General features: G+C 71.3%; 17 protein-coding genes. 15 read left to right on the forward strand and 2 right to left on the reverse strand.

All coding sequences use genetic code 11. The features are described 5' to 3' along the window. The first annotated feature begins 853 nt into the window (after window positions 1–853). Both ACFC06_RS06310 and ACFC06_RS06315 read left to right on the forward strand, forming a co-directional pair. Window positions 854–1,891: an alpha/beta hydrolase gene (locus tag ACFC06_RS06310; RefSeq protein ID WP_375928440.1), complete on the forward strand. Its 1,038-nt coding sequence runs from the start codon at window positions 854–856 to the stop codon at window positions 1,889–1,891. Continuing rightward, on the forward strand, window positions 1,888–3,306 hold the full coding sequence (locus ACFC06_RS06315; RefSeq protein WP_375928442.1) for a wax ester/triacylglycerol synthase domain-containing protein: 1,419 nt from the start codon (window positions 1,888–1,890) through the stop codon (window positions 3,304–3,306). The genes ACFC06_RS06310 and ACFC06_RS06315 overlap by 4 nt, the downstream gene beginning before the upstream one ends. A 5-nt stretch (window positions 3,307–3,311) precedes the next feature. Here the strand turns inward: ACFC06_RS06315 and ACFC06_RS06320 are convergent, their stop codons facing one another. Further along, the gene (locus ACFC06_RS06320; protein ID WP_375928444.1) at window positions 3,312–4,022 is read right to left on the reverse strand and encodes a hypothetical protein; all 711 of its coding nucleotides are present in this window, start codon (window positions 4,020–4,022) and stop codon (window positions 3,312–3,314) included. A gap of 77 nt (window positions 4,023–4,099) precedes the next feature. Here ACFC06_RS06320 and ACFC06_RS06325 point away from each other — a divergent pair, with 77 nt between their 5' ends. The 13 genes from ACFC06_RS06325 to ACFC06_RS06385 all read left to right on the forward strand — a co-directional run bounded on the left by ACFC06_RS06325 (window position 4,100) and on the right by ACFC06_RS06385 (window position 17,578). Continuing rightward, window positions 4,100–5,179, forward strand: a complete 1,080-nt coding sequence (locus tag ACFC06_RS06325) for a FecCD family ABC transporter permease (RefSeq protein WP_375928446.1) — start codon at window positions 4,100–4,102, stop codon at window positions 5,177–5,179. Beyond that, window positions 5,176–6,282, forward strand: coding sequence for a FecCD family ABC transporter permease (locus ACFC06_RS06330; protein WP_375928448.1), 1,107 nt, complete (start codon window positions 5,176–5,178; stop codon window positions 6,280–6,282). The genes ACFC06_RS06325 and ACFC06_RS06330 overlap by 4 nt, the downstream gene beginning before the upstream one ends. After that, complete coding sequence (locus ACFC06_RS06335; protein WP_375928450.1) at window positions 6,279–7,103, forward strand: ABC transporter ATP-binding protein; 825 nt, start codon at window positions 6,279–6,281, stop codon at window positions 7,101–7,103. Before ACFC06_RS06330 ends, ACFC06_RS06335 begins: the two co-directional genes overlap by 4 nt. A 71-nt stretch (window positions 7,104–7,174) precedes the next feature. Continuing rightward, the gene (locus ACFC06_RS06340; RefSeq protein ID WP_278264410.1) at window positions 7,175–7,555 is read left to right on the forward strand and encodes a BlaI/MecI/CopY family transcriptional regulator; all 381 of its coding nucleotides are present in this window, start codon (window positions 7,175–7,177) and stop codon (window positions 7,553–7,555) included. Window positions 7,556–7,620: 65 nt separating this feature from the next. Then, on the forward strand, window positions 7,621–8,559 hold the full coding sequence (locus ACFC06_RS06345) for a M56 family metallopeptidase (protein ID WP_375928453.1): 939 nt from the start codon (window positions 7,621–7,623) through the stop codon (window positions 8,557–8,559). Window positions 8,560–8,805: 246 nt separating this feature from the next. Next, on the forward strand, window positions 8,806–10,281 hold the full coding sequence (locus ACFC06_RS06350; RefSeq protein WP_375928455.1) for a DEAD/DEAH box helicase: 1,476 nt from the start codon (window positions 8,806–8,808) through the stop codon (window positions 10,279–10,281). Window positions 10,282–10,406: 125 nt separating this feature from the next. Next, entirely contained in the window at window positions 10,407–11,264 is an 858-nt protein-coding gene (locus tag ACFC06_RS06355) for a DMT family transporter (protein WP_375928457.1), read from the forward strand. Between the two features lie 151 nt (window positions 11,265–11,415). Further along, entirely contained in the window at window positions 11,416–12,852 is a 1,437-nt protein-coding gene (locus tag ACFC06_RS06360) for a GuaB1 family IMP dehydrogenase-related protein (protein ID WP_375928459.1), read from the forward strand. 164 nt (window positions 12,853–13,016) lie between these two features. Continuing rightward, complete coding sequence (locus ACFC06_RS06365; RefSeq protein ID WP_375928461.1) at window positions 13,017–13,658, forward strand: TetR/AcrR family transcriptional regulator; 642 nt, start codon at window positions 13,017–13,019, stop codon at window positions 13,656–13,658. Then, entirely contained in the window at window positions 13,655–14,125 is a 471-nt protein-coding gene (locus ACFC06_RS06370; protein WP_375928463.1) for a nuclear transport factor 2 family protein, read from the forward strand. The genes ACFC06_RS06365 and ACFC06_RS06370 overlap by 4 nt, the downstream gene beginning before the upstream one ends. Window position 14,126: 1 nt before the next feature. After that, on the forward strand, window positions 14,127–14,939 hold the full coding sequence (locus ACFC06_RS06375; RefSeq protein ID WP_375928465.1) for an SDR family NAD(P)-dependent oxidoreductase: 813 nt from the start codon (window positions 14,127–14,129) through the stop codon (window positions 14,937–14,939). Window positions 14,940–15,165: 226 nt separating this feature from the next. After that, window positions 15,166–16,521 carry a hemolysin family protein gene (locus ACFC06_RS06380; protein ID WP_375928467.1) on the forward strand — a complete coding sequence of 452 codons (1,356 nt, stop codon included), beginning with the start codon at window positions 15,166–15,168 and terminating at the stop codon, window positions 16,519–16,521. Beyond that, window positions 16,514–17,578 (forward strand): hemolysin family protein, encoded by a 1,065-nt coding sequence (locus ACFC06_RS06385; protein WP_375928469.1) that lies wholly within the window; start codon window positions 16,514–16,516, stop codon window positions 17,576–17,578. Before ACFC06_RS06380 ends, ACFC06_RS06385 begins: the two co-directional genes overlap by 8 nt. Before the next feature lie 40 nt (window positions 17,579–17,618). Here the strand turns inward: ACFC06_RS06385 and ACFC06_RS06390 are convergent, their stop codons facing one another. After that, window positions 17,619–18,104, reverse strand: a complete 486-nt coding sequence (locus ACFC06_RS06390; RefSeq protein ID WP_375928471.1) for a DUF3558 family protein — start codon at window positions 18,102–18,104, stop codon at window positions 17,619–17,621. Between the last annotated feature and the right edge of the window lie 214 nt (window positions 18,105–18,318).

Raw genomic sequence — 18,318 nt, forward strand, 5'->3', positions numbered from 1 at the left:
GACCGACCACCCCGGAACGAGCCCCACCGCCCGGCAGCACATCCCGATCCACCGCAGATCAGCACCATCACCCACCGAATCCATCCCCATTGACAGACCCACTCGAGAACACCGCCGTTCACCGCGAAAGCCGCCCGAACTGTGCCAGACAGTCGATGCAACCACAGGTCACACCTAGTTCCGCAGCGTTACACCGCAACCGGCGAGCTGCTTCCATCGGGAAAGAAAAATATGAACGAATCACCGAGAGTGAAACATTCGGTTGCCACACAACGGCGACGGCGATACGTTACCGGCGTCACAGCAGCCGAGCTGATTGTGGCCAGTATCCGAGGCAAGGAGATCCACTGTGGGTTCACTGGAAGAAATCATGATCGCGGCGATCGCGGGACTCGGTTCCGCGGCGGAAGGCGATGGCCTGCTCGCCGTCTTCCTCGGCTCGGTGGAAGCGTTCTTCCCCTGATCCGGTGCACTCGCACCCGATTCACCTTTCGATAAATCAGGAGTAAAAAATGGGTTCTCTCTACGAACTTCTGCAGACCGGCGCGGGCAGCCTCAGCAATGCCGCGCTGCCCTTCGTGCAGGCGCTGATCACCGCCAGCGGCGGCACCCCCACCCCGGGCAAGTAATCCAAGGCAAGGAGTTCGATCATGGGTTCGCTGAGTGAGTTGCTGACCGCGGCCATCGCGGGACTCGGTTCCGCCGCCGAGGGCGACGGCCTGCTGGCCGTCTTCCTGGGTTCGGTGGAAGCCTTCTTCCCGTAGCCACGCGCCGACCGTCGCCAGCCGGCGATCGGGGCCCGGCGGCCGATGCCGCGGGCCCCGTTCGTCATTCAGAGAAGTCAGCAGGCACCATGCACACTCCCCTCCTCCGTGGTCTCGCCGCCGCCGCGTGCGCGGTGGCCGTCGCCACGGCACCCGTTGTCACCGACGCGCCGCGGGCCGTCGCCGCGCCCGGCGCGTACCTGGTGAGCCAGACGCGCACCGGCCAGACCGTCGATCTCGCGGTCTGGTCCCCGTCGATGGATCGCACCATCGCGCTGCGGGTGCTGCGCCCGCTCGACACCGCCGCCCCGGCCCCGACGCTGTATCTGCTCAACGGAGCGGGCGGCGGCGAGGATTCGGCCAACTGGCCCGGCCAGACCGACGCGGCGGGCTTCTTCGCCGACAAGCACGTCAATGTCGTGATCCCGATGGAGGGCGCGTTCTCGTACTACACCGACTGGCTGGCGCCCGATGCCGGGCTGGCGAAGAACCTGGAGAACAACGGCCACAACATGTGGACCACCTTCCTGACCCGTGAACTGCCGCCGGTGATCGACGCGGCCTTCGCCACCACGGGCGCCAATGCCCTGGCCGGGATCTCCATGGCGGGGACCTCGGTGCTGGATCTGGCCATCCAGGCGCCGCAGCTGTATCGCAGTGTCGCCTCCTACAGCGGCTGCGCGATGACCAGCGATCCGATCGGACGCGCCTTCGTCTCGCTGGTCGTGCGGATGGGCGGCGGCGATGTGACGAACATGTGGGGCCCGGTCACCGACGCCGCCTGGCGTGAGCACGATCCGTACGTGCAGGCGCACCGGCTGCCCGACGTCCCGATCTATATCTCCAGCGGCACCGGCCTGCCCGGCCCGCACGACACCCTGGCCAATCCGCGCGTGCACATCACCGGCAAGAACGCGAACTCGATCCTGACCAACCAGATGCTCGTCGGCGGCGGCATCGAGGCCGCCTCGGCGTTGTGCACCGCGGCCATGGGCCAGCGGACCAGGGAGCTGGGCCGCACGAATGTCACCGTGAACATCCGGCCCACCGGCACCCACTCGTGGGGCTACTGGGAGGACGACCTGCACGCGTCCTGGCCGGTGATGGCGACGGCGCTGGGCCTGTGAACGCCGAACTGCGGGTCGGCGCCGAGCAATTGCGTCCCCGCGACGCGGTGTTCGTCTACGACGAGACCGACCGGCACCTGTCCCATATCGTCGCGGTCTACTTCGCGGACGCCTCCGAGAGCCGGGCGCCGACCAGCGACGAACTGCTGGACTGGGCACGAGCGCGGCTCGGGCACGCGGCACTGTTCCACCGGCGGCTGCGGCGCGTGCCGCTGGACCTGGACCTGCCGTACTGGGTGCCCGATCCCACGATGACGGTGCGCGAGCACGTGCGGCGCAGCACCGATGTCCGCACCTGGGCCGAGGCGCGGGCGCGCATCGCCGAGATCACTTCGGCGCGCATGGATCTCACGCGGCCACCCTGGGAGATCCAGGTGCTCGACCGGGTGGACGACGTGCCCGCGATGCCGGGCCCGACCACGATCATCGTGCTGAAGTTCCATCACAGCGTCGGCGACGGTGTCGCGACCCGCGCGCTCGAACAGCTCCTGTTCGGGAACGGCCCCGCACCCGCGCTGCGGCTCGACGAGCCGTCCACCCTGCGAACCGTGGCGCGCACCGTCACGGCGCTGGGCACGCAGCCCGTCCGCTTCGTCACCGGGCTGCGGCGTCATCGCCGCGCCGCGACGGAGCTGGCGACCGCGGTGGCGGCGGGTGACATCCACGAACCCGCCGCCCTGCGCCCGGCCACCCGCTTCAACCGCGACATCCGTTCGGCCACGACCTTCCACCTGGTGCCGATCCCGATGGCCGAGGTGCGCGCCACCAAAGCCGCCGCGCCCCAGCGGGTCACGATCAACGATCTGATGCTGACGACGGTCGCCGGCGCCCTGGCCGACTACCTCGCCGGGCACGGCGAGACACCCGCCGGCTCGCTCGCGGCCATGGTGCCGAGGTCGATGCGCGGTGTGGCGGACTGGGATTCGCGCAACCGGCTGACCCAGATGATCGTCGACCTGCACACCGACATCGCCGATCCGGCCGCGCGGCTGGCAGCGATCCGGCAGTCGGCGAACCGGGCCAAACAGCGCGCCGCCGACCCGGCCGTGCTGCGCGCGGACCGGCTGGTGGAGACCGCGCCCGCGCTGCTGTTGCGCGCCGCGGGCTGGGCCCGCGCGCAACGGCACTTCGACGGCACCGATACCGTGCCGATGTGCAACACGACGATCAGCAATGTGGCGCCGGTGAGCGACACGCTGAGCTTCTGCGGTCTGCCGGTGGTGCGCGCGGTCGGCGCGCTGCCGGTGCTCGACGGCGACGGCCTGCGGCACCTGATCACCGCGCAGGGCGAGGAGATCGCGCTCACCTTCACCACGAGCGCGGCGATGATGCCCGATCCCGAGCACTACGGCGAGCTGCTCCTGCGCTCGTTCCACACCCTCGCGACCGCGCTCACCGCGTCCGCGAGGAGCTGACGGGTTCAGCGTTGCAGGCACCCGGTCCGGCGCACCGGCAGACCGCGCTCCTCGAACGCGCCGAGCAGCAGCTGGCCGCGCCGGGCACCCGCGCTCGCGTCGGCGCGGGCCAGGTCGGGCACGTAGGTGGCCGCGCCGACGACGGATTCGCCGACCAGCGACCAGAACCGGCGCGCGGACAGGCCCGAGCAGCGGCTCAGCACCGACTGCAGCGGGATCAGCGCCGAGGCGCAGCGCTGGGCCAGCCACACCGCCATCGCCGCCTCGCACGGCAGGGCGACGGTGCCCGGCTCGGCCGCCTCCGGATCACCGGCGACGACGCGAATCGTGGTGTCGGACAGCCCCGCCCAGTCGATGCCGCCGTCGTTGTCGTGGTGGATCCACAGATTGTCGCGGCCCGGGTCCCATGCCTGGGCCGACATGACGAACAGCGCGGTGACGCGGCCGACCACGGCGTGGATCAGCGCGGTCGCCACCACCTCGGCGGCGATGTCGTCGTTGATCATCTCCGCGGCGTGGCGGCGGTACATCAGCTCGACGCGACCCTCGGACAGGCCGGTGGGCACATGCCACCAGCGCCGCTTGCCCTGGCCGACCATCGCCGCCACCGCATAGACCCGCGGATGCTCCGGTTGCAGCGCTTGCAACCGGGCACAGGCGCGGTCGAACGACGCAGCGGTGGTGCGGGACGTAGTGATGATGACGGGCTCGGGCATCGAACCTCCTCGAACGGTTGGTTCCCGTGACGATGATGTCAGGGAACATAGGTTAGGCTTACCAGACTTCACAAGTCGTGTCCGGCTCGAGGCAGGAGAAGTTCGTCGCCGTGATCCACCCAGGCACCGTCAGACGCCGTCGTCTGACCGGGCTTCTACTGCTCGTCGCGCTGCTCACCGTCGCGGTCGTGGCGAGCATCGCCATCGGCACGCGCTCGCTCTCGCCCGCCACGGTGTTCGACGCGCTCGCGCACGCGCTCGGCTGCGACGGCGGCCCGTTCAGCTGCCCGGCCCGCTCCACCGCCGAGGAAATCGTGCGTGAGCTGCGTCTGCCGCGCACCGCGCTGGCCCTGTTCGCCGGGATGGCGCTGGGCATCGCGGGCGCGCTCATCCAGGGGTATACCCGCAATCCGCTGGCTGATGCCGGTTTGCTCGGACTCAATGCCGGTGCGGCGTTCCTGGCGGCGCTGAGCGTCTACCTGTTCGGTTTCACCGCGCCCAACCAGTACATCTGGTTCGCCTTCGCCGGCTCGGCGGTGGCGGGGCTGATCGTGTTCGGGGCCTCGTCCATCGGCGGCGGCAAGGCCAGCCCGTTGTCGCTGGTCCTGGCCGGTGCGGCGATGACGGCGTTCCTGCAGGCGATGACCAATGCCATCGTCGTGCTCGACAATGTGGCCCTCGACACCTACCGCTTCTGGGTGGTCGGCACCGTCGCCGGACGCGAGGCCGACGTGTTCTGGCAGGTGCTGCCGTTCCTCGTGGTCGGGCTGGGTATGGCCGTCGCGGCGGCGCCCTCGCTGAACCTGCTCAGCCTCGGTGACGACGTCGCGCGCGGCCTCGGCGTCGACGTGGGCCGGGCCCGCGCGTTCGGGATGGTCGCGGTGGTGCTGCTCAGCGGCGCGGCCACGGCGGCGATCGGCCCGATCGCGTTCCTGGGCCTGGTGGTGCCGCACATCGCGCGCACCATCACCGGCCCGGACAACCGCTGGCTGATCCCCTATTCCGGCCTGATCGGCGGCCTGTTGCTGCTGGTGGCCGACGTCGCCGGACGCGTGGTCGCCCGGCCGGGCGAACTCCAGGTCGGGGTCATGCTCGCCGTGATCGGCGCGCCCTTCTTCATCGCGCTGGTGCGCCGCAAGAGACTGGTGAGCCTGTGAGCACGACCACCACCGACAAGTCCGTCGACCTGCGCAAAGTCCGTCCTGCGGTGCGGGTCGGACCCTTCTCCTTCGTGCTGCGGCCGGTCGTGCTCGGCGCCGTCCTGGCGCTGGCCGCGCTGGTGTTCGTGCTGTTCTGCACCGATATCGCCGTGGGCGACACGAACATCCCGCTGGGCAAGGTGCTCGACGTGCTCGGCGGCGGGGGCAGCCGCTCGCAGCGGTTCATCGTGCTCGACTCGCGGCTGCCGCGCGCGCTCACCGCCGTGGTGATCGGAGCGGCGCTGGGCCTGTCCGGCGCGATCATGCAGTCGATCCTGCACAACCCGCTGGCCGGTCCCGATGTGCTGGGAATCACGGCCGGGGCCAGCGTCGGCGCGGTCGCGGTGATGGTCGGCACCGGCGGTGCGACCACCGGTCTGCTGGCCACCGTCGGCGGGCCACTGGCCGCGCTGGCGGGCGGCCTGCTCACCGCGATGCTCATCTATCTCCTGGCGTGGGGCCGCGGCGGCGCGGGCGAACGCGGGATCACCGGATTCCGGCTGGTGCTCATCGGCATCGGCGTCAACACCGTGCTCATGTCGGTGATCACCTGGCAGCTCGCCCGGGCCACCCTCACCGACGCCGCGCGCGTGCAGCTGTGGCTCAACGGTTCGCTGAACTCGACCGACATGGCCCGGCTCGTGCCCGCCGCGCTGGCGCTGGGCGTCGTCGCCGTGGTGGCGATCGGCTCGGCCCGGACCCTGGCCGCGCTGCGGCTCGGCGAGGACTCGACCCGGGTGCTCGGCGTGCGGATCCAGTCGCAGCAGGCGCTGCTGATCGGTACGGCGGTGGTGTCGGCCTCGGTCGCGACCGCGGTGGTCGGCCCGGTCGGTTTCGTCGCCCTGGCCGCCCCGCAGATCGCCCGGATGCTGCTGCGCACCCCCGGCGAGCCGCTCATCGCCTCCGCGCTGACCGGCGCCGCGCTGGTCACCGGAGCCGATATCATCGCCCGAGCGCTGCTGCCCGTCGACCTGCCGGTCGGCATCGTCACGGCCGCGCTCGGCGGACCGTTCCTGCTCTACCTGCTCGTCCGCATGAACCGGAAGGCCACCGTCGCATGACCACCCCCGCCCACCGTCTCGCCGCCGAGGCCGTCTCCCTCGGCTACGGCGACCGGCTGATCGTCGACGGGCTCAGTCTCGACATCGCGCCCGGCGTGGTCACCACCGTCATCGGGCCCAACGGCTGCGGCAAGTCCACCCTGCTCAAGTCGCTGGGCAGGCTGCTGCGCCCGCGCACCGGTCAGGTGGTGCTCGACGGCAAAGCCATCTCGACCATGAAGACCAAGGACGTGGCCCAGGTGGTCGGCATGCTGCCGCAGACCCCGGTCGCGCCGGAGGGGCTCACCGTCGCGGATCTGGTCGCGCGCGGCAGGCATCCGCACCAGTCCTGGCTGCGGCAGTGGTCGGCCGACGACGAGACCGAGGTCTCGGCCGCGCTGGCCCAGACCGGCATCGCCGATCTGGCCGAACGCACCCTCGACGAACTCTCCGGCGGACAGCGTCAGCGCGCCTGGATCTCGATGGCACTGGCCCAGGGCACCGACATCCTGCTGCTCGACGAGCCGACCACCTACCTCGACCTCGCGCACTCGCTCGAGGTGCTGGACCTGGTCGACCGGCTGCACGACGAACTGGGCCGCACCGTGGTGATGGTGCTGCACGATCTCAACCTGGCCATCCGCTACAGCGACGAGCTCGTCGTCATGGCGGCGGGCCGGATCGTCGCCCGGGGCAAGCCCGCCGAGATCATCACCGCCGAGTTGCTCGCCGAGGTGTTCGGGCTCGAGGCGACCGTGCTCACCGACCCGGTCTCGGGCAGGCCGATGATCGTGCCGATCGGCACCCGGCACGTGCACGGCGCGGCCGGGTATGACGAATGACACACCAGCAAATCCCCCGTTACGACAATCTGTAGTACGCATCTTTGTCGTTGAGTCCGTAAAATCAGGGGATGGCAGGACTCGGCGAACTCGAAAAAGCGGTCATGGACCAGTTGTGGTCGGCCGACGAACCGCAGACGGTGCGGCAGGTCCACGAAGCACTGGCCGCGCGGCGCGAGCTCGCGTACACGACAGTGATGACCGTGCTGCAGCGTCTGGCGAAAAAGGATCTGGTGGTGCAGCGACGCGACGATCGCGCGCATCGATACGCACCGGTACACAGCCGCGACGAACTGGTCGCGAGCCTGATGGTGGACGCATTGCAGCAGGCAGACGCCGCGGGCAGCCGCGCCGCCGCCCTGGTGCACTTCGTCGAGCAGGTGGGCAAGGACGAGGCCGATGCGTTGCGCGAGGCCCTCGCCAAGCTCGAATCCGACGACAAGAGCAGTTAGACTCCCTGGCGGCTCTCACAACGACGTGAGCGCCCCTGGCCCCACTACAGCAGTGAGCAGAGTCGATGAACGCAACCGCGGCAGTCTTCGCCGTACTCGCCTTGCTTCTCGCCGGGCCGGTACCGGCACTGCTCAGTCGCGCGAGCTGGGTGCATCGCACACCCCGCGCGGCCCTGGTGTTGTGGCAGGCCATCGCGCTGGCCGCGGTGCTCAGCGCCTTCGGCTCCGGGCTGGCCATCGCCAGCCTGCTGCTCGTCCCCGGCCCCGACGGTAGGCCGACCACCTCCCCCACCCGCGAGATCGACGCGCTCGGTCTGCCGCTGTGGACGGTGTACGTCTTCGTCTTCGCGCTGACCCTGATGGTCGGCGCGCGCCTGATGTTCTCGATCGTGCGCGTGGGTGTGCACACCCGCCGCCGCCGCTCCCGGCATCGCATGCTGGTCGATCTGCTCGACCAGAGCGGACCGGTGCGCCGCGCCGCCGACATCCGCGTGCTCGCCGCCACCGAACCCATCGCCTACTGTCTGCCCGGCCTGCGCCAGCGCGTGGTGCTCAGCGAGGGCACGCTCACCAATCTCGACGACGCCGAGGTCACCGCCATCGTCAGCCACGAGCGCTCCCACCTGCGCGCCCGGCACGACCTGGTGCTCGAGGCGTTCACCGCGGTGCACGAGGCGTTCCCGCGGGTGGTGCGCAGCAAGGCCGCGCTGGGCCAGGTCAAGCTGCTGATCGAACTGCTCGCCGACGATTCGGCGGTGAAGGTCACCGGGCCCAAGCCGCTGGCCCGCGCCCTGGTGGCGTGCGCGAAGTCGACGGCGCCGCAGGGTGCGCTCGCGGCCGGTGGCCCGACCACGCTCATCCGCATCCAGCGCCTGGCCGGCGTCAACGGGGACGTGAGAGTCGCCACGGCCGCCTACCTCGGTTCGATCGCGATTCTGGTGGTGCCGACCCTGGCCGTTGCCCTGCCCTGGCTGCAGGAACTCAACCGCCTGTTCCGGGGCTGACCGGGCGATCCTCGGCCGGACCGAGCCGAGCGCGCACGGGTGAGGCCACCCGCTCGCGCCGCAAGACACAACCGTTGCCACAATCGGTCGGCTGACCAGCGTGTTTACCCAACCGTGGCCGAACACGCCTATCGTGGGAGTTCGGTCCTTCCTGCTGGGCCGCACCCCGTGCACGCCGTCCGCGTATCCGGGTCAATCGGCGCCGGACCTCTTCCAGCGCGATTCGCAGCCCAACGAAAGGCCATTTTGTCTACTTCCACGCGTCCCGAACCCACGTTCGCCGACCTCGGTCTGCCCGTAGCCCTGGTGCAGGCCCTGCGCAACGCGGGCATCGAGAAGCCCTTCCCCATCCAGGCCGCCACCATCGGCGACGCGCTCGCCGGGCGTGACGTGCTCGGCCGCGGCCCGACCGGCTCGGGCAAGACCCTCGCCTTCGGCCTGCCGATGCTCACCCGCCTCACCGGCGCCTCGGCCAAGCCGGGCCGCCCGCGCGGCCTGGTGCTGGTCCCCACCCGCGAGCTCGCCACCCAGATCGAGCGCGCCCTCGACGAGGCCGCGGTGTCGCTGGGCCTGCGCGTCGCCTCCGTGGTCGGCGGGGCGCCGATCAAGCGCCAGGCCGACCGGCTCGCGCGCGGCGTCGACCTGCTCATCGCCACCCCCGGCCGTCTCGACGACCTGATCAAGCAGCGCGCCGCCGACCTGTCCGACGTGACGATCACCGCGCTCGACGAGGCCGACCACATGGCCGACATGGGCTTCCTGCCCCAGGTCACCCGCCTGCTGGACCGCACACCGAAGGACGGGCAGCGGCTGCTGTTCTCGGCCACCCTCGACGGTGACGTGGACAAGCTGGTCAAGCGCTACATGCACCAGCCCGTCACCCACTCCACCGCGCCGCCGGAGGCGTCGGTGACCACCATGTCGCACCACCTGCTCTACGTGCGCGACAAGAACGTCAAGCGCGCGGTCGCCACCGAGATCGCCGCCCGCGACGGCCTGACCATCATGTTCGTGCGCACCAAGCACGGTGCCGACCGGCTGGCCAAGCAGCTGCGCGGTGCCGGGGTGGCGGCGGGCTCGCTGCACGGCGGCAAGGCGCAGAACAACCGCACCCGCACGCTGGCGGCCTTCGCCGACGGGTCGGTGCCGGTGCTGGTCACCACCGATGTCGCCGCGCGCGGCATCCACATCGACGGCGTCTCGCTGGTCGTGCACTTCGACCCGCCCGCCGAGCACAAGGCCTACCTGCACCGTGCCGGGCGCACCGCCCGCGCCGGTGAGGACGGTGTGGTGGTCACCCTGGTCACCGACGAGGAGCGCAAGGACGTCGCCGCGATGACCCGCAAGGCGGGCGTGCGGACCGACGGTGTCGAGGTGCGCTCGGGCGACCGCAAGCTGGTCGAGATCACCGGCGCGCGCAAGCCCTCGGGCGTCGCGCTGGCCGCCCCGGCCGCTCCTGTGCAGGCGACGGCGCCGAAGTCGTCGACCGGTGGGCGCCCCCGGCGCGGAAGGTCCGGTGGCGCAGCGGCTTCCGAGGCGGGCCAGGGCCACAGCCGTGGCGGCGGCGCCCCGCGCCGGGAGCGTCCGGCGGGCGAGTCGCGGACCCGCAAGCCCGCGGGCACCGGCGGACACGCCCGCAGCGGCGACACGCCGACGAATTCGCGTCGTCGAGCAGCGCGTCCGGCCGGTGCGGCACCCCGCCGCAACCGCACGGCAAACTGACTCCGAACTGAATCACCCCGTGGCCGAACCGATTACGGTTCGGCCACGGTCGTGTCCGGAGATCCGGGCCCGACTCGCTCACGGCGATCGGGCCGCGCGGGAGATCGATCGGCGACACTGGGCAGGTGACGAACCGTGAGATCGCCACGATCGGGTGCGCGCTGCTGGCCGCGCTCCTGTTCGCAGTGTCCTCGGTGGCGCAGCATCAGGCGGCCGCCGCGGTGCCGCAGAACGCCGGGCTGGTGCGCTCGCTGCTGCGCAACCCGCGGTGGTGGGCGGGGATCGTCGGGGACGCGGGTGGGTACGGCATGCAGGTGCTCGCCCTGGCCTTCGGCGCGGTGCTGGTGGTGCAGCCGATCCTGGTGTGCTCACTGGTGTTCGCGCTGCCGATGGCCGCGCGGCTGAACCGGCAGCGGATCACCGGCCGGGCCGCCGGGGCGGCGCTGGCGCTGGTCGTCGCGCTGGTGCTGTTCCTGATCATCGGTGACCCCACCGCGGGTGAGGACGACGCCGCGCTGCGGGCCTGGTCGGTGCCGCTGGCGATCCTGCTCGGCATCGTCGCCGTCGCCACGCTGGCGGGCGTGCTGGTCCGCGACCGGGCGGTGCGGGCGCTGTCGCTCGGGCTCGCGGGCGGCGTGCTGTTCGGGCTGGCCGCCGCGCTCACCGACCGCGTGGTCACCCTCTTCGGTGACGGTCCCGGCAGCGTGCTCACCGGCTGGCAGACCTGGGCGCTGGTCACCGCCGGCCTGGTCGGCTTCTACCTGCAGCAGCGCGCCTACCAGGCCGGACCACTGGCCGCCTCACTGCCCGCCGCGGCCGTCGCCGAACCGCTCGCCGCCGCTTTCCTCGGCCTCACCGCGCTGAACGAGCAGCTGCGCACCGACGGGGCAGGTCATCTCGCCATCGCGGTCTGCGTGCTCGTGATGTGTGTGGCGACGGTTGTGCTCAGCCGGGCCCAAGCCGCGCCACCGGCCACATCCTGAGGTCGCCGAACGCCGCACCGAACCGGACACACGTCGCCGACCGTGGAGATCCGACCGGCCGCCCTCCGCGCGGCACGGACCCCTCCGGCCGCCGGACACCGCCGGGTGCGGTACCGCCCACACCTCGCCGCACACAGCTATCATCGAACGAGTGCGATTTCTTCCGGGACCCCAGCCGCCGTACGACCTCACCTACGACGACCTGTTCCTGGTCCCGAACCGGACCGACATCGCGTCCCGGTTCGACGTGGACCTGGCCACCGTCGACGGCACCGGCACCACCATCCCCCTCGTGGTCGCGAACATGACCGCGGTCGCGGGCAAGCGGATGGCCGAGACCGTGGCCCGCCGCGGTGGCCTCGTGGTGCTACCGCAGGACCTGCCCATCCCCGCGGCCGCCGAGACCATCGCGTTCGTCAAGAGCCGCTCGCTCACCGCCGACACCCCCGTCACCCTGGACCCCGACAGCGCGGTGTCCGACGCGGTGGCGCTGATGCACAAGCGCGCGCACGGCGCGGTGGTGGTGGTCGAGGACGGCAAGCCCGTCGGGGTGGTCACCGAGGCCGCCTGCGCCGATGTGGACCGCTTCGCACGGCTGCGCGAGGTCGCGGCCACCGATTTCGTCTCCGCGCCGGTCGACCTGTCACCGCGCGAGATCTTCGACCGGCTCGCCGAGGCGCACGCCCAGCTGGCCGTGCTCACCCACCCCGACGGCACGCTGGCCGGGGTGATGACCCGCACCGGTGCCATCCGCGCCGGGATCTACACCCCGGCGGTCGATGCCGCCGGTCAGCTGCGGGTGGCCGCCGCCGTCGGCATCAACGGTGACGTGGCCGCCAAGGCGCAGGCCCTCGCGGAGGCGGGTGCCGACGTGCTGGTCATCGACACCGCGCACGGCCATCAGACCAAGATGCTCGAATCCCTGCGCGCCGTGGCCGATCTGGGCCTCGGACTGCCGCTGGCGGCGGGCAATGTGGTCTCCGCCGAGGGCACCCGCGATCTGGCCGCGGCGGGCGCGACCATCGTCAAGGTCGGGGTCGGCCCCGGTGCCATGTGCACCACCAGGATGATGACCGGTGTGGGGCGCCCGCAGTTCTCCGCGGTGGCCGAATGTGCCGCGGCGGCACAGGAACTCGGCGTGCACGTGTGGGCCGACGGCGGTGTGCGGCACCCGCGTGACGTCGCCCTGGCGCTGGCGGCGGGCGCGTCGAACGTGATGATCGGGTCCTGGTTCGCCGGCACCTACGAGTCGCCCGGTGACCTGCGTGTCGACCGCGACGGCAATGCCTACAAGGAGAGCTTCGGCATGGCCTCCAAGCGGGCCGTGGCCGCGCGCACCGCCGCCGACAGCGGCTTCGACCGGGCCCGCAAGGCGCTGTTCGAGGAGGGAATCTCCAGCTCGCGTATGCGTCTGGACCCCGAGCGTCCCGGCGTCGAGGACCTCATCGACCACATCACCTCCGGTGTCCGCAGCGCCTGCACCTATGCCGGTGCCCGCTCGCTGCCGGAATTCCACGAGCGCGCGGTGCTCGGCGTGCAGTCCGCCGCCGGTTTCGCCGAGGGGAGGCCGCTGCCCAGCGGCTGGTGATCGTCTCTGCGCGGCGGCCGATCGGAACCCGGGTTCCGGTCGGCCGCTGTCGTTTCCGGAAATTCTCCGCCGTCGCCGTCCGATCACCGTGATCGAAACCGAGTAGTTCAGAATTCTGAACTCGCGGGTTCAATCCGGGGGCGGAACGGGCCTACTGTTCAGGCATGGCGGCAACGATCACCGAGCGCGGACGCGTCGACAAGCGGCAGGCGATTCTCGACGCGGCCTTCACCGTCTTCGCCCGTCGCGGCTACGCGCGGGCGTGTGTGCAGGAGATCGCCGAGGTGGCCGGCGTCGCCAAGCCGACGGTCTACAACCACTTCACCGACAAGGACACCCTGTTCCGGCACGCGCTGACGGCCGCCGCCGATGCCGTGCTGGCCACCAACCTGGCTCTGGTCGACCGCCTGCGCGACCCGCATCCCCCGCTCCCCACGGCACTGGCCGACCTGGCCTACCGCCTGGCCGAGGGCTGTTGCGACGAGCGTTCCCGCGCGCTGCGCTGGCTCACCTACAGCCAGGTCGCCCAGTCCCCCGACCTGATCGACAAGGTGCTCAGCCGCACCGCCGACCGCCTGGGCGACGCCCTGGCCGACCGCTTCGCCCGGCTGGCCCTGGCGGGCCGCGTGCGCATCGCCGACCCGGCCCGCGCCGCCGAACACTTCCTGGTCCTGATCACCGGCCCGCTGGAAGGCCGCTCCCGGCTGGGCACCCGCCCGGTCCCCCCGGCCGACCTGCGCGCGGTCACCACCGCCGCGGTCGACACCTTCCTGGCCGCCTACCGCACCCCCGACGAGGAACGATGACCACCTCCACCGACCTGCTCGCCACCCTCGACGCCGAGCGCGCGATCCTGCGCACCTTCCACGAGTTCTTCCGCATCGCCGACACCGGCGAGCACGAGCGCTTCACCGAATGCTTCACCCCCGACGCCCTCATCGAATACCGGATCATGCCCGGCCCGGTCCAGCGCTTCCACGGCGGCGCGGCCTTCACCGCGCACATGTGCCGGGTGCCGCGCGCGCGGCGCAGCCTGGTCGCCCACGTGATCGGGCAGCACTGGATCGACTGGACCGACGGCCGCCCGCTGCTCACGGCCTACGCGACGGTCTGGCACTGGTCGACCAGCGTCGACGTCGGCCGTCCCGCCGACTGGACCACCATCGGCCTGGTCCGTGACGAGTTCACCGAACACGAGGGCCGGTGGCTGATCTCCCACCGCGACGTGCGCCCGGTCGCCGGTCTGGTCGCCACCGGCCGTGGACCGCTCTGACATGCGCACCCTGGTCATCACCGGCGGCACCGACGGCATCGGCCGCCATCTCGCCGACCACTACCTCGCGCGCGGCGACCGGGTGGTGGTCGTCGGCCGCGATCCGGCCAAGGGCGCGGCGTTCCGCGCGGCCGCGGGCGAGCGCGGCACGTTCCTGCGCGCCGATCTGGACTCGATCGCGCGCAATCGCGCCGTCCTCGCCGAACTCCTGGCGAGCCACCCGCGCATCGACGCGCTGGTCCTGTGCGCGCGCTTCTACCGGTCGCACCGCACCCTCACCACCGACGGGTTCGAGGCCACCTTCGCGCACTTCTACCTGAGCCGGTTCCTGTTCGGCCACGGACTGCGCGACGCGCTCGAGCGGACCGCCGACCCGGTGATCGTCAATGTCGCGGGGCCCGGCGCACCGCTGGCGGCGGCCCGGCTCGACGACCTCCAGCTGACCCGCGACTATCACGGTGGCACGGCGCTCGGGCACAACGGCAAGCTCAACGACCTGCTCGGCGTCGCCTTCGCCGAGGAGTACCGGGCCGGACGCACACGCTATGTCCTGGTCCATCCGGGCGTCACCGCGACCGCGCACACCGGCGCCTACGACGCGCCCACCCGGGCGATGGTCACCGAGATGGCCCGCACGGCGAAACCGGTGGCCTGCGCCGCGCGGCCGATCATCGAGGTCCTCGACGCACCACCGCGCGAGCCGCTCACCGCCCTGGTCGAAGGGCGTCGCCTCGCGGTCGACGGCCCCGATTTCGACCCCGCCGCGGCCCGGCTGCTCGCGGCGCGGACGCGGGCCCTGCTGGCCGGGCGGTGACCGCCGCCCCGCGCCGCTGACACATCATCGGTGGGGACCCACTACTATTGGCAGTGCCGATCTCGGCACCGCTCTTTCCCCACCCCGAAAGGATCCAGTTGTCACCCGCGTCCAAGGGCGCCACACAGGAGGGCTCCTCTACGGAGCCGGGTGACAAACCCGGCGTCCTCCTTTCCGCAGCGTCCGTTCGCTCGTCCGTTCTCCCGGCACCCGGGTGGTGCCGCCGATGACCATCGTGCTGACCGTGCTCAGCCTCCTCGGTTTCGTCGCCCTCACCGTAGGTACCGCGCTGTTCGTCGCGGCCGAATTCTCGCTCACCGCGCTGGAACGCAGCACCGTCGAGGCCGCTGCCCGCGAGGGTGACACCCGCTCCCGGCTGGTGAAGCAGGCGCACAATTCGCTGTCGTTCCAGCTCTCCGGCGCGCAGCTCGGCATCACCATCACCACCCTGATCACCGGCTTCATCGCCGAACCGGTACTGGCCCGGCTGCTCGATCCGCTGCTGGCCCTGACCGGGCTCGGCGAGAACGCCGCGCACGGTGTCGCCCTGGTGCTGGCCCTGGTGCTGGCCACCTCGCTGTCGATGATCTACGGCGAGCTGGTGCCCAAGAACATCGCCATCGCCAAGCCGATGGCGACCGCCCGGCTCACCTCGGGTCCGATGATCGGCTTCTCCGCCCTGTTCAAGTGGCTGATCCGCTTCCTCAACGGCGCCGCCAACTGGATCGTGCGCAGGCTCGGCATCGAGCCCGCCGAGGAACTGCGCTCGGCGCGCTCCCCGCAGGAACTCGGCTCGCTGGTGCGTACCTCGGCCCAGCGCGGCGCCATGGACCAGCGCACCGCGCAGGTGATGGACCGCTCGCTCGAGTTCGGCGAGCGCAGCGCCGAGGACCTGATGACCCCGCGCGTGAAGGTGGAGTCGCTGGATCGCGACGACACCGTCGCCGATCTCATCGCCGCCTCCGCGCGCACCGGGTACTCCCGGTTCCCCGTCATCGACGGCGATCTGGACAACACCCTGGGCGTGGTGCACGTCAAACAGGCGTTCCTGCACCCGGCGCACCTGCGCAAGCAGATCCCGCTGAGCAGGCTGGCCGTCGCGGTGCCGATCGTGCCCGCCAGCCTCGACGGCGACGAGGTGATGGAACGGGTCCGCGCCGACGGCATGCAGGTCGCCCTCGTGGTCGACGAGTACGGCGGCACCGCGGGCATGGTGACCATGGAGGACGTCATCGAGGAGATCCTCGGCGACGTGCGCGACGAGCACGACGAGGAGGAACGCGACGTGCGTCGCGTCTCCGACGGCTGGGACTGCTCGGGTCTGCTGCGCATCGACGAGGTGTCGCGCGCGACCGGCTACGACGCCCCCGAAGGCGAATACGACACCCTCGGCGGGCTGGTCCTGACCCAGCTCGGCCGGATCCCCGCCACCGGTGACGATGTGGTGCTGCCCGCCTCGCGCGGCACCGGCGGCGGCTGGGTCGCGCGGGTGGAACGGATGGACGGACGGCGCATCGACCGGGTGCGGTTGATCCCCGTCGACGCGGCACACCTGGCGGCACGGGAGCACAATCATGGGTGATCTGTTCGGAATCGTCCTGACGGTGGTGCTGCTGGCGTGCAACGCCTTCTTCGTGGCCGCCGAGTTCGCCCTCATCTCCGCGCGCCGCGACCGGCTCGAGGCCCTGGTCGCCCAGGGCAAGAAGAAGGCGCAGACCGTGATCGAGGCGGGCGAGAACCTCTCGATCATGCTCGCCGCGGCCCAGCTGGGCATCACCATCTGCTCGATCCTGCTCGGCCGGGTCGGCGAACCCGCGATCGCGCATCTCATCGAGCGCCCGTTCGAGCTGCTCGGCCTGCCCGATCAGCTGCTGCACCCGGTGGCCTTCGCGATCGCGCTGACCATCGTGGTGATCCTGCACATCCTGCTGGGCGAGATGGTCCCGAAGAACATCGCCCTGGCCGGACCGGAACGCACCGCGCTGCTGCTGGTGCCGATCCACCTGGTCTGGCTGCGCATCGCGCGCCCGCTCATCGCCCTGTACAACCTGGCGGCGAACCTGACGCTGCGGATGCTGCGCATCGAGCCCAAGGACGAACTCGACGCCACGGTGTCGACGGTGGAACTGGCCGAGATGATCGGCGAGTCCCGCTCCGAGGGACTGCTCGACGAGGAGGAGCACCGCAGGCTCACCCAGGCGCTGGGCACCTCCGACCGGATCGTCGGCGATGTGATGGTGCCGCTGGCCCAGGCGCGTTCGGTGCCGTTGCGCGGCAACGGCACCACCCTCGGTGACATCGAGGCGGCCGTGGCCGAGACCGGGTTCTCCCGGTACCCGGTGCGCGCGGCGGACGGTTCGCTGGTGGGCTACCTGCACGTCAAGGACGTGCTCGACAAGGTCGCCGACGACACCGCCGGACCCGAGACGGTCATCCCGCGCACCGACATCCGGCCACTGCCCACGGTGAGCGCGGGCACCACCCTCTACGAGGCGCTGGCGCGGTTGCGCCGCACCAGCAGTCACCTCGGCCGGGTGGTCGACAGCCGGGGCAACACGGTCGGTGTGGTCGCACTCGAGGACCTGGTCGAGGAGTTCGTCGGCACGGTGCGCGACACCACCCACCGCAACGCCGACTGAGTCACCGCGGCACCGGCGTTCGACGCCCGCTGTTCCCGGCTCAGGCCGGGAACAGCGGGACGATCTCCGCACCGGCGCGACTCAGCGTCACGCAGGCGTCGCCGGCCTCGGGCACATCCGCGCGATTCACCACGATCATGCGGATGACGCCCTGGTCGGCGTCGAACAGCACATCGCACGCCGAGGTCAGCGCGCCGGGGTCGGCGAGCCTGCGTCCGGTCCGGCCCGCCACCGTCAGCTCGGTGAGCACCGCACCGGCGGCATCGAATTCGGCGGGCCTGCGCGAGGTCGAGTACACCCGCAGCTGCGCGGTGCCCAGCTGCCATTCGCAGGCCCGCCACCCGTCCGCGCCGCCGATCGGCTTGCGCGTGGCCGGGTCGGCTCCGGCCCGGGTGAGCGCGTCGTCGGTCACCGTCGTGCACGGATCGAACAACGCGCTCGGCGCGGGTGCCTGCTCGGACGAGCATCCCGTCGTCACGGCCAGTGCCGCGGCCGCGATCGCGATCAGCGTCAGTCCCTGTGTCATACCGTCCTCACCCGTCGACGTCCCCGGCGGTCGAGACGGTACCGCGAACGCGGGCGTGGCCAGGGCGACGGCGGCCGACTCTGCGCGGTATCACCGTCACCGGGCCGCGGGGTTGTGATCGGCGGGGAGGATTTGTGATGTCACACGAAGTCGAGGGCGTAGTGGTGACCGGCGACCATCCGTGGCCGAAGAATTCGGTGTCTGCACACTGAGT

Source organism: Nocardia sp. NPDC056064 (assembly GCF_042266925.1).
Lineage (GTDB): Bacteria > Actinomycetota > Actinomycetes > Mycobacteriales > Mycobacteriaceae > Nocardia.